We start from the raw sequence: 16,031 nt of genomic DNA on the forward strand, positions 1-16,031 counted from the left end.
TCAGGTGTCCGCTAGGGATTCGAGGGATCACATGTCGTCCTGCTTCACCGACCTGGCCCAGCAGTACATCGACGGTGAGTGGCGCCCGGGCACAGGTTCCTGGGACATCATCGACTTCAACCCGTACGACGGTGAGAAGCTCGCCTCGATCACCATAGCCACGGTCGACGAGGTGGATCAGGCCTACCGGGCCGCCGCCCGCGCCCAGAAGGAATGGGCCGCGACCAACGCGTACGCGCGTCGCGCCGTCTTCGAGAAGGCCCTGCGGCTGATCGAGGACCGGGAGGCGGGGATCAGCGAGATGATCATCGCCGAGCTGGGCGGCACCCGGCTGAAGGCGGCCTTCGAGCTCCACCTCGCCAAGGAGTTCCTGCGCGAGGCGGTCCACCTGGCGCTGCGCCCCGAGGGCCGGATCATCCCCTCGCCGGTGGACGGCAAGGAGAACCGCGTCTACCGCGTCCCGGTCGGCGTCGTCGGTGTGATCAGCCCCTTCAACTTCCCCTTCCTGCTGTCGCTGAAGTCCGTCGCCCCCGCCCTCGCGCTCGGCAACGCGGTCGTGCTCAAGCCGCACCAGAACACCCCGATCGTCGGCGGCACCCTGGTCGCGAGGCTCTTCGAGGACGCGGGCCTGCCCGCCGGACTGCTCAATGTCGTCGTCACCGACATAGCGGAGATCGGCGACGCCTTCATCGAGCACCCGGTCCCGAAGGTCATCTCCTTCACCGGCTCCGACAAGGTCGGCCGCCATGTGGCCACCGTCTGCGCCTCGCACTTCAAGCGCTCGGTCCTCGAACTCGGCGGCAACAGCGCCCTGGTGGTCCTCGACGACGCCGACCTCGACTACGCCGTCGACGCCGCGGTCTTCAGCCGCTACGTCCACCAGGGCCAGGTCTGCATGGCCGCCAACCGGGTCCTGGTCGACCGTACGGTCGCCGACGAGTTCACCGAGAAGTTCGTCGCCAAGGTGCGCACGCTCAAGGCGGGCGACCCGCGCGACCCCGAGACCGTCATCGGCCCGGTCATCAACTCCTCGCAGGCGGACGCCCTGTCCGGTGTCGTCGAGCAGGCCGTCGCCGAGGGAGCCACCGCCCTGGTGCGGGGGACGACCACCGACAACCTGGTCGAGCCGTCCGTGCTGACCGGGCTGCCGGCCGACTCCGCCCTGCTCCAGCAGGAGGTCTTCGGACCGGTCGTCTTCCTCGTCCCGTTCGACGGCGAGGAGGAGGCCGTGCGCCTCGTCAACGACACCCCGTACGGCCTGAGCGGCGCCGTCCACACCGGTGACATCGAGCGGGGCGTGTCCTTCGCCAAGCGGATCGACACCGGCATGTTCCATGTGAACGACGGCACCGTGCACGACGAGCCGATCGTGCCCTTCGGCGGCGAGAAGCACTCCGGCGTCGGCCGCCTCAACGGCGACACCATGCTGGACGCGTTCACCACGCTGAAGTGGATCTCCGTGCAGCACGGACGCAGCGGGTTCCCCTTCTAGGTCTCTTCTTCGGCTGGGTCTTTTCCCTGGCCGCAGATTTTTTCTCCGGGGCGGGCCATTGAGGACAGCAACTGACCTCAATGGCCCGTAGTTTCGTGGGTGTCAGGCAAGGAGCCCCATCGACGGAAGGCGGCCGCCATGGTCACCCACGTTCCCGCGGAAGCACCCGGCGACGAGCGCGGAGCGCTGCTCGGCTTCCTGGACGAGCAGCGCGGCGGCATCCGCCGCTCGGTGCTCGCGCTTACCGACGAGCAGGCGTCCTCGCGGCCCAGCGCCAGCGAGCTGTCCCTGGCCGGCCTGGTCAAGCATGTGGCCGAGGTCGAGCAGTACTGGGTCTCGCTGGCCAAGGGCGAGCCGCCGGCCGTGCAGCGGGACCGGTCGAACTGGCACGAGTGCTTCGTGCTGGTCGAGGGGGAGACGCTCGCCTCGCAGCTGGACTACTGGGAGAAGGTCGCCGCCGAGACGGAGGCCCTGATCCGCTCGGCACCGAGCCTCGACGACACCTTCGCGCTGCCCGAGATGCCCTGGTTCCCCCCGGAGGGCCGGGTCTCCCTGCGCTGGCTGGTGCTGCACCTGATCCGCGAGACCGCCCGGCACGCGGGCCACGCCGACATCATCCGGGAGTCCCTGGACGGGAAGACGGCCTTCGAGCTGGTTGCCCTCGCCGAAAGCTGAGGTCATAACCTGGGGCGCATGTCAGCGATCCGTCTCCTGGTGCTCGGCGCGGTGCGTCAGCACGGGCGGGCCCACGGCTACCAGGTGCGCAACGACCTGGAGTACTGGGGCGCGCACGAGTGGTCCAACGCCAAACCCGGCTCGATCTATCACGCCCTGAAGCAGATGGCGAAACAGGGACTGCTGCACGCGCACGAGATCGCGCCCTCCACCGCGGGGGGGCCGCCCCGCACCGAGTACGAGATCACGGACCAAGGTACCGAGGAGTACCTGCGGCTGGTCCGTGAGGCGCTGGTCTCCTACGACCAGAAGATGGACGTGAAGTCGGCGGCCATCGGCTTCATGGTGGACCTCCCGCGCGCGGAGACGGTGGCCCTGCTCAGGGAGCGCATCCGGCGCAGCGAGGAGTGGCGGTCGGCCGTTACCGAGCACTACGTGCCCGAGGACGGCCCCGGCCAGCTGGGCCACATCGGCGAGATCATGAACCTCTGGGTGCACACGGCCGACGCCGAGGCCGAGTGGACCCAGGGGCTGATCGAGCGGATCGAGGGCGGCGCGTACACCTTCGCGGGGGAGGGCGAGCCGTTCGTCGGCGTCCTCGCCGAGGGCGAGGAGAACCCGTACGCGACGGGGGAGCCGCATCCGGGAGATGCGGGCTAATCAAGTTTGACGACCGAGGGGCCGGGTATTACCCTCGGGGCCCGTAGTCAACTTTGACTAGTAAAGGAGAGTCCGTGGCCGATCCGGCGATCACCGTCGAAGGCGCGCACAAGAAGTACGGCGAGAAGAAGGCACTGGACGGGCTGGACCTCCGGGTCGGGCGCGGCACCGTGCACGGGGTGCTGGGGCCGAACGGCGCGGGCAAGACCACCTTGGTCCGGGTGCTGTCGACCCTCCTGCGGCCCGACGCGGGCCGGATCGAGGTGGCCGGCCACGACGTGCTGACCGAGGCCCGCGCGGTCCGCTTCCGCATCGGCCTGCTCGGCCAGCACGCGGCCCTCGACGAGGAACTCAGCGGCAGGCAGAACCTGGAGCTGTTCGGCCGCCTCTACCACCTGGGCGCCCGCCCCGCGCGCGTGCGGGCCGACGAGCTCCTGGAGCGCTTCGGACTCGCCGACACCGGACGCAAGGCGGTACGGCAGTACAGCGGCGGCATGCGGCGCCGGCTGGACCTCGCCGCGTCCCTGATCACCGACCCGGAGGTGCTGTTCCTGGACGAACCCACGACCGGCCTCGACCCCCGCGGCCGCGCCGAGGTGTGGGCCGCGGTCCGCTCCCTGGTCGGCGGCGGTACGACGGTCCTGCTCACCACCCAGTACCTGGAGGAGGCCGACCAGCTCGCCGACCGGATCTCGGTCGTCGACGCGGGCCGGGTCATCGCCGACGGCACCGCCGACGAACTGAAGTCCGCCCTCGGCGGCGACCGCATCGACGTCGTCCTGCGGGACGCGGGCCAGCTCGGCGCCGCCCTCGCCCTGCTGCCGCTCGACCCGGCGACGGTCCGGGCCGACGCCGACCGCCGGCTGCTGAGCGCCCCGGTCACCGACCGGATGGCGGCGCTCTCCGGAGTCGTACGCGCCCTTGAGGAGGCCGGCATCGAGGCGGAGGACATCGCCCTGCGCCGCCCGACGCTGGACGAGGTGTTCCTGCACCTCACCGGCGATCACCGAGTGAAGGAGGCCGTATGACCGCCTACGCACTGACCGACTCCTGGACCATGACCCGCCGCGAGCTGGCCCACTGGGCACGCCAGCCGGTGCAGGTCGTGGTGAACCTGGTCTTCCCGGTGATGCTGCTGCTGATGTTCGGCTACCTCATCGGCGGCGGCCGGGGCGTCCAGGGCTCCTACATCGACTATCTGGTCCCCGGCATGCTGGCGCTCACCATGGCCTTCGGCCTGGAGGGCACGATGATCGCGGTCACCCAGGACCTCAACAAGGGGGTGATCGACCGCTTCCGCTCCCTGCCGATGGCCAACGGAGCGGTGCTGGTGGGCCGTTCGGCGGCCGACATGCTCCAGTCGGCACTGTCCCTGTTCGTCCTCATGGGCGTCGGCTACGCCCTGGGCTGGCGGGTGGACGGCGGGCCCGGGGCCTTCCTGGGCGCGGTGGGGCTGCTGCTGCTCTTCCGCTTCGCCATGCTCTGGATCGGCATCCACCTGGCGCTGGTGGCCGGGAAGCCGGAGATGGTGCAGGCGGTGCAGATCCTGGTCTGGCCGGTCGGCTTCCTGTCCAACGCCCTCGCCCATCCGGAGTCCATGCCCGACTGGCTGGGCACGGTCGTCGAGTGGAACCCGATGTCCGCCACGGCGACGGCGGTCCGCGACCTGTTCGGCGGCACCGGCACGGATCAGGTGGCGGCGGCGGTCGTCTGGCCCTTGGTGCTCCTGGCGGTGTTCTTCCCGCTGGCGGTGCGGCGGTTCGGGCGGCTCAGCAAGTGAGCCGCCGCCCGCGCGGGGTGGGGCGGGGCCGTGCGGGCTAGTGATGAAAGGCCGTCGCCTGGCCCGCGTCCCGCCCCAAGGGACCTGGTTGCCTTCTGAGTTCCGGCAGCAGGCGCTGGAGGTCGTCCAGGAGGAGCGCCGCGAGGTCGGTCGAGAAGCCGTTGCGGCACACCACCCGCAGCACCGACAGGTCCTCCCGGTTCGGCGGGAAGGTGTACGCGGGCACCAGCCAGCCGCGCTCGCGCAGCCTGCGGGACACGTCGAAGACGTCGTACGCCTTCACCTCCGGCGCCGTGGTGAAGGCGAAGACGGGCAACTGGTCGCCCCGGGTGAGCAGGTCGAAGTCGCCGAGGGCTTCGATCTGTCCGGCCAGCCGGGTCGCGACGTCCCGCGAGGCCTGCTGCACGGCCCGGTAGCCCTCGCGGCCCAGCCGCAGGAAGGTGTAGTACTGCGCGACGACCTGGGCGCCGGGGCGGGAGAAGTTCAGCGCGAAGGTCGGCATGTCGCCGCCCAGGTAGTTCACGTGGAAGACGAGTTCGTCGGGCAGGGCGTCCTTGTCCCGCCACAGCGCCCAGCCGACGCCCGGGTAGACCAGCCCGTACTTGTGCCCGGAGGTGTTGATCGAGGCCACGCGCGGGAGGCGGAAGTCCCACACCAGGTCCTCGTCGAGGAAGGGCGCGACCATCGCGCCCGAGGCGCCGTCCACGTGCACCGGGATGTCGAGCCCGGTGCGCTCCTGGAGGGCGTCCAGGGCGGCGCACAGCTCGGCGATCGGCTCGTAGGAGCCGTCGAAGGTGGAGCCGAGGATGCCCACGACCCCGATGGTGTTCTCGTCGCACAGCTCGGCCGCCGCCTGGGGATCGAGGTGGAACCGCCCGCCCTCCATGGGGACCGGACGGGCCTCCACCTCCCAGAAGTTGCAGAACTTCTCCCAGCACACCTGGACGTTGACGCCCATGACGAGATTCGGGCGACCTCCGGTGTTCCGTCTGCTCCACCGCCGCTTGAACGCCATCCCCGCCAGCATGCACGCCTCGCTGGAACCGGTCGTCGAACAGCCCACGGCGGCCGCCGGATCGGGCGCGTTCCACAGGTCGGCGAGCATCGCCACACAGCGCCGCTCCAGCTCGGCGGTGCGCGGGTACTCGTCCTTGTCGATCATGTTCTTGTCCCGGCACTCCGCCATCAGCACCCCGGCCTGCGGCTCCATCCAGGTGGTGACGAAGGTGGCCAGATTCAGCCGGGCGTTGCCGTCCAGCATCAACTCGTCGTGGACCAGCTGGTACGCCGTCATCGGCGGCAGCGGGCTGTCCGGGAGCCGGTGCCGGGGCGGTGCCTCGGTCATGCCGCCGACCGGATTGGCCTGACCGTAGAAGGGGTTGACGGACGGGGGCAGGTCGTCGGAACGGCCGGGTCCTTGGTGCAGTGCCATCGACTTCTCCAAAGGGGGTGGGGAGTTCAGCGGAGCGGGGTGCCGTCCTCGCGCAGCTGCATCTGCGGGCGCCCCGTCACCAGCAGCCAGGCGGGCAGCGACGCGATGCACAGCAGGGCCAGGACCGCGGGGGAAGCCACCAGGACGGCGGCGACGAACAGGCTCACCCAGCCCTGCCGGGTCACCGCCAGCAGCACCCCGAGCACGCCCGCCGAGACGCCGACCGCCGGATGCACCCCCGGCACCAGGGCGTGGGCGCACAGACCGAGGGCCGCCCCGACGAACACGGCCGGGAAGATCCGCCCGCCCCGGAAGCCGCAGCAGGCGGCGACGAGCAGCGCGGCCAGCTTCACCACCGCCATCCCCGCGAACTCACCCGCCGTCCAGCCGCCGGGGTCGGCCGCGAGCTCCCCGACCTCCTCCAGCCCCTTGAAGAGCGTCAGATGGCCGCCCAGGGCCCCCAGCAGCCCCAGCACGAGCCCGCCCACCGGAAGCATCAGCATCGGGTGCCGCAGCTTTCCGAAGGCGGCGTGGACGTACGGGAAGGCGTACACGGCCGCCATGCCGAGCAGCGCGGCGGCGGACGCGACCACCGGCGCCGCGAGCAGATCGCCCCAGCCGGGGTGGTCGAAGGCGGGAAGACCCAGGTCGAAGGTGGGACGGGCGACCAGTTCGGTGGTGATCGCCCCGGCGGCGGCCGCGACGAGGGGCGCGAAGACGTTGTCCCACAGCGCCCCCTTGGCCGGCCGCCCGGCCAGCGCCTCCGAGATCACCAGCGCCGCGGCCACCGGCGTGCCGAACAGCGCGCCGATCGTCGCGGCCTCCGCCAGCGCCGCCCACAGGCCGCCCGGCACCCGGGGCAGGAGCCGGTGCCCGAGCCAGAGGGCCAGCCCGACATTGACGGCGATGATCGGGTTCTCCGGGCCGAGGCTCGGCCCGCCCGCGAGCATCAGGGCGGTCGCCAGCAGCAGTCCCGGCAGGACGACGGGCGGCAGCGCGGGCGCGTCCAGCCCGGTGGTGGCCGGATCGGGCCCGGCGTGCCCGGGCGCCTTCCAGACCACCAGCCCGACGGCCACCCCGGTCGCGGTCAGCACGGTCAGCATCCACGGCACGGAGAAGCGGCCCACCCCCAGCGCGTCGGGCAGGTCCTGCCAGAGCACGTGCTGGAGGGCCTCGGCCGCCTCGCTCACCCCGAGGAACAGCAGGGCGGCAGCCACGCCCACCACCAGGGCGGGGAGGATCAGCGGCAGCAGAGCGCGGGCCGGGGTCGCCGGCGCGGCGGGCGCCTGCGGCGCGGTCTCCTGGGGCACGGGGACACGTTAAACCGGCAAACCGGGCAATACGGTCGTATTTCATGGGCTTGCGCCTCACGTGGCGTGAGGATTCATCGTGGAGCGCGTACCGAGAAGGGAGCGGACGACGTGAGCTACTCCGTGGGACAGGTCGCGGGCTTCGCCGGAGTGACGGTGCGCACGCTGCACCACTACGACGACATCGGCCTGCTCGTCCCCAGCGAGCGCAACCACGCGGGCCACCGGCGCTACAGCGACGGCGACCTCGACCGGTTGCAGCAGATCCTGTTCTACCGGGAGCTCGGCTTTCCGCTCGACGAGGTCGCCGCCCTGCTCGACGATCAGGCCGCCGGAAAAGCAGACCCGCGCGCGCACCTGCGCCGCCAGCACGACCTGCTGACCGCCCGGATCGAGAAGCTGCAGAAGATGGCGACGGCCGTGGAACAGGCCATGGAGGCACGCACGATGGGCATCAACCTCACCCCCGAAGAGCGCTTCGAGGTCTTCGGCGACCACGACCCCGAGCAGTACGCCGAGGAGACGCAGGCACGCTGGGGCAGCACGGAGGCGTACGCCGAGTCGCAGCGCCGCGCGGCGGCATACACCAAGGACGACTGGAAGCGGATGCAGGACGAGGGGGCCGAGTGGGGCGAGCGCTACAAGGCCCTGATGACCTCCGGTGAGCCGCCGACCGGCGAGGCGGCCATGGAGCTGGCGGAGGAGCACCGCCGGTACCTCGGCAGGTGGTTCTACGAATGCCCGTACGAGATGCACCAGTGCCTGGGTGACATGTACGTCGCCGACGAACGCTTCACGGCGTTCTACGACGCCATGCACCCAGGCCTGGCGGCCCACCTGCGCGACGCCATCCGCGCCAACGCCGCCCGCCGCACCGCGTGATCCCCGGTCCGGGAGTGCCGCTACTCCCGGACCAGGACCACGGCCGTGCCGTACGCGCACACCTCGGTGCCGACGTCCGAGGCATCGGTCACATCGAAGCGGAAGGCGAGCACGGCATTGGCGCCACGCGCGCGTGCCTGCTCCACCAACCGTTCCATGGCCTGGTTGCGGGTCTGCACGAGCGTCTTGGTGAGCCCCTTGAGCTCACCGCCGACCATCGACTTCAGCCCCGCGCCGATCTGGCTGCCCAGATGCCGGGAGCGCACCGTCAACCCGAACACTTCCCCGATGACCTCCTGGACCCGGTGACCGGGTACGTCGTTCGTGGTCACCACCAGGACATCGGGCTGAGGGCCCTGTCCGCCGCCGTATTCATCGATTCCCATGGTGGACAGCCTTCCCCGGGCCGCCGTAAAAGGCATCCTGTGCGCACCCATGGAACCTGGGCCTCCGGCGGTGCGTTGATAGGGGTACCGCGTTGGTACTTTTGAGCACCAGCCCCCGCCCGCCCCACCCCCGCAGGAGCCACAACCCGTGACCACGCTTGCGCTCGGCCCCGAGTGGCTCAGCCCGGAATACCTCATCGAGGCCTTCGCGCTGCCCGGCATCCTTCTGATCGTCTTCGCCGAATCCGGCCTCTTCGCGTTCCTGCCCGGTGACTCGCTGCTGTTCACGGCGGGTCTCTTCGTGGCCGAGGGGACGTACATCACCCAGCCCCTGTGGCTGGTCTGCACCCTGATCGTGCTGGCCGCCGTCATCGGCGACCAGGTCGGCTACATGATCGGCAAGTTCTTCGGCCCGAGGCTCTTCAACCGCCCCAACTCCAAGCTCTTCAAACAGGAGAACCTGGAGAAGGCCCATGAGTTCATGGAGAAGTACGGCCCGAAGGCGATCGTGCTGGCCCGATTCGTGCCGATCGTGCGGACCTTCGCGCCCATCGTGGCCGGCGCCGGCCGCATGAAGTACCGCACCTTCCTGACGTACAACATCATCGGCGGCATCGCCTGGGGCACCGGAGTCACCGTGGCCGGGTACTGGCTCGGCCAGATCGACTTCATCGCGAAAAACGTCGAGGCGATCCTCATCCTGATCGTCTTCCTCTCGGTCGTCCCGATCATCGTCGAGTACCTGCGCGAGCGCGCCAAGAAGAAGCGGGCGGCGGCCCAGGCCCCGGCGGCCCGGCCCCCCCACCAGCAGCACCCGCAGATGATGGACGACGCGACGACCCAGCTCCGCCGCATCGATCCGACCGACCAGCCCCCGCAGCAGCAGTACTACGGCCAGCAGCAGCCCTACGCCCAGCAGTACCCGCAGGGTTACGGCAACCAGCAGCAGTACGGCGGCCGGCCGAACGACCAGTACCCGCCCAACCAGGGCTACTAGCAACACCGGTGACGGACGCGGACCCGCGAGGAGTTCAGAACCCCCGGGTCCGCTTCGCCGCCTTGCGTCCCTCCCCGGCCCCGGCCGGAAGCCGCAGGAACAACCGCGAGATCTCCGACCCCAGGTTGACGCCGATCGCGATGGCCATCGCCAGGGATGCCGCCGTCGCCAGCGACACCAGCCCCTTGTCCACCTCGTTCTGAGCGATGGACAGCAGACCGAAGTAGGTCGACGAGCCCGGCAGCAGCGGCCCGATCGCCGCGGTCGTGTACGGCAGCGCCGAAGCGAACCGGAACCGCGACAGCAGCTGCCCGAACAGCCCCACCAGGCCCGCCGCCACGGCCGTGGAGGCGACCGGCGACAGGCCGCCGGTGTAGTGCAGCGCCCCGTACACCGACCAGGCGACCCCGCCGTTCAGGGTGACCGCCAGCACGGTGGACCGCTCCTGCTGCAGCAGCACCGCGAAGGTCAGCGACAGCAGCATCGAGGCGCCGATCTGCCACAGCGGCCGCTCGGAGATGTTCAGGGCCGCGTCCGGGTTCAGCTTGGCGCCGAGGTTCACGCCGAAGTACAGGATCACCAGCACCCCGGCGACGATCCCGACGAAGAAGTACATGACCTCCAGCAGCCGCGCGGCCGCGGTGATGTAGAACCCGGTCAGACCGTCCTGCACCCCCGCCACCAGCGCCCGCCCGGGCAGGAGCGCGAACAGCCCACCGGTGATCACCGCGGACGCCTTGGCGTCCACGTGCGCGAGGTTGAGGGCGATGCCTATCGCGGCCGGCGGCATCGCGGCCACCATGAACTGGTAGAACTCCGGCAGCCCGCGCCCCGCGCACAGCCACGCCAGCCGGTCGCCGAGCATCGCGCCCACCGCCGCGGCCACGAACACGATCAGATCACCACCGACCAGCACCGAGGCGGCGCCGGCCAGCAGTCCGCTCGCCGAGGTCAGCACCCAGGTCGGATACGGGTGCCGGTTGCGGCGGATCTCCGCGAGCCGCCGGTAGGACTCCTCCAGGGAGACATGGCTCTCCGGATCGCTGAGGTCGTCCACCAGCCGGAACACGGCCGCGAGCCGCGTGTAGTCGGTCCCGCGCCGCCGTACGGTCCGCGAGGCCGTCACCGGGTCGTCCACCAGCGACGGTTGGTAGGAGATCGACAGCAGCGTGAAGGTGACGTTCGGCTCGCAGCGGTCCAGGCCGTAGGACCGGCAGACCGCGAACATCGCCGCCTCGACGTCCTCCGCGCCCTCCCCGCCCGCCAGCAGCAGCTCGCCGATCCGCAGGGTCAGGTCGAGCACGCGGGGGACGGCCGGACCCTCGTCCTCGGTCTTCGGGATCCGCTCCGGCGCGGGCCGCTCGGTCACCGGCATGCGCAGCATCGTGCGCATCCGGTCCTGCCAGGGCACGTCCTTGGTCAGACTGACCGCGGGCACCCCGGACGCCGGGGTGAACACGGAGGGCGCGTCCTTGGCGTGGTAGGTCCGCGGCGTACTGAACGCCGACTTCTCGGGCTCGGCCACCGGACCCGGGCGGGTGTCCAGCCCGCGCGGCAGGGCGAACTCGGACGTGGTCTCCGGCTCACCGCCGGCCTTGGGTACGGCGAGCCCCTGGGGAATGGCGAACTCGGATGTGATCTCGGGGTCGAACGTGCCGGTCGCCTCGTCCGACTGCGGCTTGCGGTCCTCCGCGTCCGTCACTTGCGCAGCGCTCCCTGTACGACGCATTCAGGCCAGGCTTCAGTATGCGCACACCCATGCCAAAGGGCCGCACGCGTCGCGTGCGGCCCGTCGGTGACCTGGGGGCTCAGTGGCCGCCCTGGTCCTTGAAGCGCTTGTAGGACCGCTCGATCTCGGCCTCGGCCTCGGTACGGCCGACCCAGTCGGCGCCCTCGACGGACTTGCCGGGCTCCAGGTCCTTGTAGACCTCGAAGAAGTGCTGGATCTCCAGGCGGTCGAACTCCGACACGTGGTGGATGTCGCGCAGGTGCTCCACGCGCGGGTCGTGCGCCGGGACGCACAGCAGCTTGTCGTCGCCGCCGGCCTCGTCCGTCATCCGGAACATGCCGATCGCGCGGCACTGGATGAGGCAGCCCGGGAAGGTCGGCTCGTCCAGGATGACCAGCGCGTCCAGCGGGTCGCCGTCCTCGCCGAGGGTGTTCTCGACGAAGCCGTAGTCGGCCGGGTAGCTGGTCGAGGTGAAGAGGCGACGGTCCAGGCGGATCCGACCGGTCTCGTGGTCCACCTCGTACTTGTTCCGCGAACCCTTCGGAATCTCGATCGTGACGTCGAACTCCACCGGTGGCTCCTCCATGATCAACACATAGTTCTGGTGGTTAAGTGTCCCTCACGCAGGTGTGTGATCGCGAAAGGGGCTGGTGGTCGTGCCAGAGCTGAGGCCTTGGCGGGCCGCGGGACCGCGGGTGGCGCGGCTCGCGAACGCCGTACGACCGCGTCTCGCACAGGCCGTCACAGCCGGCCGACCGCGCCTGGCACGGCTCGGCCGAGCCGCCTCGGCGCAGGTCATCAGGGTAAAGACCTGGCAGTACACCGCCGGCGCCGCCACCGTCGGCCTCGCGCTCGCCGTGGGTGCGGTGTCCACCGCCGGTCCCTGGGACTCCTCGGGTCAGCGTACGGCCGAGCGGGACCGGGCAGCCGCCCAGGAGCACACGGGTGGCGCAGATCACGGTCGTGATTCCGCTACGACGGCCACGGCGCCCCACGCCGCCCCCAGCGCCGCATCCGTCCTCAGCGGCCTCGGCGGCTCGGCCGACGAGGTGAGATCCGCCCCCGGCGCCAAGGCCCTGGCCGGCGTCCTGGACCCGCTCCTGGACACCTCCGCGCTCGGCGGGCGCCGCTCCGCCGCTGTCGTCGACGTGACCACCGGCAAGCGCCTGTACGGCACCGGCTCGGGCACCGCGCTCACCCCGGCCTCCACCACGAAGATCGCCACCGCCGCCGCGGCCCTGTCCGCCCTCGGCCCCGACCACCGCCTCACCACCCGCGCCGCCCTGGAACCCGACACCGGCGAACTCGTCCTGGTCGGCGGCGGAGACCCCACGCTCACCGCCCGCAAGGACGCCGAGGGCTGGGCCAGCCTGCGCGCCCTCGCCGAGGACACCGCCACCGCCCTGAAGAAGGACGGCATGCGCGAGGTGACCCTGTCGTACGACACCACGCTCTACGCCGGTGACGCGGACCACCCGATCGGCGTCAACGACAACCTCGCCCAGGTCAGCGCCCTGATGGCCGACGAGGCCCGCACCGACGACTCCGTCAGCGGCCCGGCGCCCCGCGCGGCGGACCCGGCGGCCGAGGCGTCCCGCACCTTCGCCGGCCTCCTCAAGGGCCACGGCATCAAGACCACCTCCCCGGGCCCCTCCAAGGCGACCGGCCGCGCCCGGACCCTCGCCGAGGTGTCCTCGCCACCGCTCGCGGCCCTGGTCGAACGCATGCTCACCCACAGCGACAACGACATCGCCGAGGCCCTCGCCCGCCAGACCGCCCTCGCCACCGGCGAACGCGCCGACTTCGACGGCGCGGGCCGCGCCCTGCGCGCCGAGCTCAAAAAGCTCGGAGTGCCGGTGAAAGGCGCCGACTTCAAGGACGGCAGCGGCCTGAACCGCGACGACCGCCTCACGGCCGACACCCTGACCGCCCTGCTGGCGAAGTCGGGCGACCCGGCCCACCCCGAACTTCGCCCGATCCTCACCGGCCTGCCCGTGGCGGGCTTCACCGGCACCCTGACCAGCCGCTACACGGACGGCGCGGCCGGCGTCGTACGAGCGAAGACCGGCACCCTGACCGGCGTGAACGCCCTCGCCGGCACGGTCGTCGACCAGGACGGGCACCTGCTGGCCTTCGCCTTCCTGGCCACCGACACCACCGACCCGTCAGCGGCCCAGTCGGCCCTGGACGCGGCGGCCACGGCCCTGGCGGCGTGCGGCTGCGGCTGAACCGCACCCGAACGTGCCGACCGCCGACGCCCTGCCCGCAACGGCGGCGCTCACGTACGGTTGACGCATGACGAGCATCGGTGGTGCCGCAACTGGGATGGTCGACTGGAATCTCGCGGTGGCGACCGCGACCCGGCTCATGCGGCCGGGCCCCGAGATCAGCCGCGACGAGGCCCGGGCCGTCGTCGCGGAGCTGCGCCGGCACGCCAAGGCCTCGGAGGAACACGTCCGGGGCTTCACCCGGCTGGGCACCGAGGAGACCCACGACACCCCCGTCCTGGTCGTCGACCGCCCCGGCTGGGTCCGGGCCAATGTCGCCGGCTTCCGGGAACTGCTCAAGCCGCTGTTCGACAAGATGCAGGAGCGCCGCGGCTCCGGCCCCGGCAACGCGGTCCTCGGCGCCGTCGGCGGCAAGGTCACCGGCGTGGAGCTCGGCATGCTGCTGTCGTTCCTCGCCTCCCGTGTCCTCGGCCAGTACGAGACCTTCGCCCCCGCCACCCGCGAACTCCCCGCGGGCGCGAACGGCGGCGGGCGGCTGCTGCTCGTCGCGCCGAACATCGTCCACGTCGAGCGCGAACTCGACGTCCAGCCGCACGACTTCCGGCTGTGGGTGTGCCTGCACGAGGAGACCCACCGCACCCAGTTCACCGCCGTGCCCTGGCTGCGGGACCACCTCCAGGGCGAAATCCAGTCGTTCTTGGGGGAGACCGACGTGGACCCCATGACCGTCCTGGAGCGCGTCCGCGAGGCCGCCCAGTCCCTCGCCGGGGGCCGCCCCGAGGCGGAGGAGGACGACGGCGGCCGCTCCTTCGTCGAGATCGTGCAGACCCCGGCCCAGCGTGAGATTCTCGGCCGTATCACCGCCGTGATGTCCCTGCTGGAGGGGCACGCCGACTTCGTCATGGACGGCGTCGGCCCGGCCGTCGTGCCGTCCGTCGCGGAGATCCGCGAGAAGTTCCAGCAGCGCCGGGCCAAGGGCGCCTCCCGGCTGGACATCGCCCTGCGCAAACTGCTCGGCCTGGACGCCAAGCTCCGCCAGTACCGGGACGGGGAACGCTTCGTGCGGGCCGTCGTCGACGAGGTCGGCATGGACGGCTTCAACCGCGTGTGGACCTCCCCGAACACCCTCCCGACCAAGGCGGAGATCGCCAAACCGGCGGACTGGGTCACGCGGGTGCACCGCAAGGCCGAGTCGTGAACCCCCGTGCGGGGTCGTGAAACGAATCCGGCCGACGGCAGGCGAACGCCCCTTCAATCACCCGTCCGAGGGACCGTGAGCCATGGGTAGGCGTGCAATGCTCGGGGAACCGCCCGGTTCTGTCACCATCTACACACTCTGAGTGACCGAACCTCGGGCTCACCCCCCGAAAACTTCATGAAGGGAACCGGACATGGGTCCCCATCCTGCGGTCGCGGCGATACGCCTGGCGGTCCGCCGCGTCCTCCACGACATCCTCAACGACCAACAGACCTCCCCCGAGCACACCCCGCACGAGCGCCCGCCGTCGCCGCTCGTGCTCGTGGCGTGCTCCGGCGGCGCCGACTCCATGGCCCTCGCCTCCGCCCTCGCCTTCGAGGCACCCAAGCTCGGCATCCGGGCCGGCGGCGTCACCGTCGACCACGGCCTCCAGCCCGGCTCCGACCTGCGCGCCGAGGAAGTCGTCCTCCGCCTGCGGCAACTAGGCCTCGACCCGGTCGAGTCCGCCGCCGTCACCGTCGGCCGCGAAGGCGGACCCGAGGCCGCCGCCCGCGACGCCCGCTACGCCGCCCTGGACGCCGCCGCCCAGCGCCACGGCGCCGCCGCGATCCTCCTCGGCCACACCCGCGACGACCAGGCCGAAACCGTCCTGCTCGGCCTCGCCCGCGGCTCCGGCATCCGCTCCCTGTCCGGCATGGCCGCGGTCTCGGGGGCCGGCGGCCGTTACCGGCGCCCCTTCCTGGAGATCGACCGGCAGACCGCCCGCCGGGCCTGCATGGTCCAGTCCCTGCCCGTCTGGGACGACCCCCACAACGCCGACCCCGCCTACACCCGCTCCCGCCTGCGCCACGAGGGCCTGCCCGCCCTGGAGAAGGCCCTCGGCAAAGGCGTCGTGGAGGCGCTCGCCCGTACGGCGCAACTGTCCCGCGACGACGCCGACGCCCTCGACGCCTGGGCGGGCCAGGCCGAGACCGGCGTCCGGGACGCCGCGGGGCTGCTGGAGTGCGCCAAGCTCTACGCCCTCCCGCCCGCCGTACGCCGCCGGATCCTGCGCCGCGCCGCCATCGAGGCGGGCGCTCCGGCCGGCTCGCTGTTCGCCCGGCACATCGAGGAAGTCGACCGCCTGATCACCGGATGGCGCGGCCAGGGGGTCATCAATCTCCCCGGCAAAGTCGTGGCCCAGCGCCAGGGTGGCAGACTGGTGATTCGGCAAGGCTGAATCCTTGCCCCCCGCCAGGGGGGCGGACGGCCGGTGGGACGAC

The 16,031-nt window shown here is 71.4% G+C and carries 15 protein-coding genes; 10 read left to right on the forward strand and 5 right to left on the reverse strand.

What is annotated here, in order from left to right:
- Positions 1 to 31 precede the first annotated feature (31 nt).
- The 5 genes from ACFYW5_RS12625 to ACFYW5_RS12645 all read left to right on the forward strand — a co-directional run bounded on the left by ACFYW5_RS12625 (position 32) and on the right by ACFYW5_RS12645 (position 4,607).
- Positions 32 to 1,492 (forward strand): aldehyde dehydrogenase family protein, encoded by a 1,461-nt coding sequence (locus ACFYW5_RS12625; protein ID WP_389416923.1) that lies wholly within the window; start codon positions 32 to 34, stop codon positions 1,490 to 1,492.
- Positions 1,493 to 1,630: 138 nt separating this feature from the next.
- Positions 1,631 to 2,167 carry a DinB family protein gene (locus ACFYW5_RS12630; protein ID WP_389416924.1) on the forward strand — a complete coding sequence of 179 codons (537 nt, stop codon included), beginning with the start codon at positions 1,631 to 1,633 and terminating at the stop codon, positions 2,165 to 2,167.
- Positions 2,168 to 2,185: 18 nt separating this feature from the next.
- Entirely contained in the window at positions 2,186 to 2,827 is a 642-nt protein-coding gene (locus tag ACFYW5_RS12635) for a PadR family transcriptional regulator (protein WP_389416925.1), read from the forward strand.
- A 74-nt stretch (positions 2,828 to 2,901) separates the two neighbouring features.
- Entirely contained in the window at positions 2,902 to 3,855 is a 954-nt protein-coding gene (locus ACFYW5_RS12640) for an ATP-binding cassette domain-containing protein (protein ID WP_389416926.1), read from the forward strand.
- Positions 3,852 to 4,607 carry an ABC transporter permease gene (locus tag ACFYW5_RS12645; protein WP_389416927.1) on the forward strand — a complete coding sequence of 252 codons (756 nt, stop codon included), beginning with the start codon at positions 3,852 to 3,854 and terminating at the stop codon, positions 4,605 to 4,607. The genes ACFYW5_RS12640 and ACFYW5_RS12645 overlap by 4 nt, the downstream gene beginning before the upstream one ends.
- A 37-nt stretch (positions 4,608 to 4,644) precedes the next feature.
- Here the strand turns inward: ACFYW5_RS12645 and ACFYW5_RS12650 are convergent, their stop codons facing one another.
- Both ACFYW5_RS12650 and ACFYW5_RS12655 read right to left on the reverse strand, forming a co-directional pair.
- On the reverse strand, positions 4,645 to 6,039 hold the full coding sequence (locus ACFYW5_RS12650) for a glutamate decarboxylase (RefSeq protein ID WP_389416928.1): 1,395 nt from the start codon (positions 6,037 to 6,039) through the stop codon (positions 4,645 to 4,647).
- A 26-nt stretch (positions 6,040 to 6,065) separates the two neighbouring features.
- Positions 6,066 to 7,349, reverse strand: a complete 1,284-nt coding sequence (locus ACFYW5_RS12655; RefSeq protein ID WP_389416929.1) for an ion channel protein — start codon at positions 7,347 to 7,349, stop codon at positions 6,066 to 6,068.
- A 111-nt stretch (positions 7,350 to 7,460) separates the two neighbouring features.
- Between ACFYW5_RS12655 and ACFYW5_RS12660 the strand changes: the two genes are divergently transcribed.
- The gene (locus ACFYW5_RS12660; protein ID WP_389416930.1) at positions 7,461 to 8,231 is read left to right on the forward strand and encodes a MerR family transcriptional regulator; all 771 of its coding nucleotides are present in this window, start codon (positions 7,461 to 7,463) and stop codon (positions 8,229 to 8,231) included.
- A gap of 20 nt (positions 8,232 to 8,251) precedes the next feature.
- Here the strand turns inward: ACFYW5_RS12660 and ACFYW5_RS12665 are convergent, their stop codons facing one another.
- Entirely contained in the window at positions 8,252 to 8,617 is a 366-nt protein-coding gene (locus tag ACFYW5_RS12665; RefSeq protein WP_389416931.1) for a YbjQ family protein, read from the reverse strand.
- Between the two features lie 148 nt (positions 8,618 to 8,765).
- On the opposite strand from ACFYW5_RS12665, the gene ACFYW5_RS12670 reads away from it, so the two are divergent.
- On the forward strand, positions 8,766 to 9,614 hold the full coding sequence (locus ACFYW5_RS12670; RefSeq protein ID WP_389416932.1) for a DedA family protein: 849 nt from the start codon (positions 8,766 to 8,768) through the stop codon (positions 9,612 to 9,614).
- Between the two features lie 34 nt (positions 9,615 to 9,648).
- Here the strand turns inward: ACFYW5_RS12670 and ACFYW5_RS12675 are convergent, their stop codons facing one another.
- Both ACFYW5_RS12675 and ACFYW5_RS12680 read right to left on the reverse strand, forming a co-directional pair.
- Complete coding sequence (locus ACFYW5_RS12675; RefSeq protein ID WP_389416933.1) at positions 9,649 to 11,316, reverse strand: threonine/serine exporter ThrE family protein; 1,668 nt, start codon at positions 11,314 to 11,316, stop codon at positions 9,649 to 9,651.
- A 106-nt stretch (positions 11,317 to 11,422) separates the two neighbouring features.
- Positions 11,423 to 11,914, reverse strand: coding sequence for an inorganic diphosphatase (locus tag ACFYW5_RS12680; protein ID WP_030599677.1), 492 nt, complete (start codon positions 11,912 to 11,914; stop codon positions 11,423 to 11,425).
- Positions 11,915 to 11,993: 79 nt separating this feature from the next.
- Here ACFYW5_RS12680 and dacB point away from each other — a divergent pair, with 79 nt between their 5' ends.
- The 3 genes from dacB (at position 11,994) to tilS (ending at position 15,988) form a co-directional block, all read left to right on the forward strand.
- Positions 11,994 to 13,571: a D-alanyl-D-alanine carboxypeptidase/D-alanyl-D-alanine-endopeptidase gene (gene dacB, locus ACFYW5_RS12685; protein WP_389416934.1), complete on the forward strand. Its 1,578-nt coding sequence runs from the start codon at positions 11,994 to 11,996 to the stop codon at positions 13,569 to 13,571.
- A 67-nt stretch (positions 13,572 to 13,638) separates the two neighbouring features.
- Positions 13,639 to 14,769, forward strand: coding sequence for a zinc-dependent metalloprotease (locus ACFYW5_RS12690; RefSeq protein WP_389416935.1), 1,131 nt, complete (start codon positions 13,639 to 13,641; stop codon positions 14,767 to 14,769).
- 193 nt (positions 14,770 to 14,962) lie between these two features.
- A complete protein-coding gene (gene tilS, locus ACFYW5_RS12695) occupies positions 14,963 to 15,988 on the forward strand; it encodes a tRNA lysidine(34) synthetase TilS (protein ID WP_389416936.1) in 1,026 nt (341 codons plus the stop codon).
- Positions 15,989 to 16,031 lie beyond the last annotated feature (43 nt).

This window comes from Streptomyces sp. NPDC002779, assembly GCF_042888685.1.
Lineage (GTDB): Bacteria > Actinomycetota > Actinomycetes > Streptomycetales > Streptomycetaceae > Streptomyces.